1 protein-coding gene is annotated in these 258 nt (G+C 60.1%); it reads left to right on the forward strand.

What is annotated here, in order from left to right:
* A partial coding sequence (locus QN347_RS20285; RefSeq protein WP_323494473.1) for a lipid II flippase MurJ occupies positions 1-258 on the forward strand: 258 nt, incomplete at both ends.

Here is a 258-nt window from a genome sequence, read left to right on the forward strand (position 1 = left end):
TTGCTCGACTGGGGTCTGCGTCTCACGTTTCTGCTGGCCTTGCCCTGCGCCGTCTGTCTGGCGACGATGTCGCAAGCGTTGACGGCCACCCTGTTCCACTACGGAAAATTCGATGCACTGGCAGTAGCCATGACCAGCCGCGCGCTGGTCGCTTACGGCGTCGGACTTATTGGACTGATTCTGGTCAAGATACTGGCGCCGGGCTTTTACGCCAAGCAAGATATCCGCACTCCGGTGCGCATCGCGATAGGCGTGCTG

Source organism: Sphingomonas sp. 10B4 (assembly GCF_035019905.1).
GTDB classification, from domain to species: Bacteria; Pseudomonadota; Alphaproteobacteria; order Sphingomonadales; family Sphingomonadaceae; genus Sphingomonas; species Sphingomonas glacialis.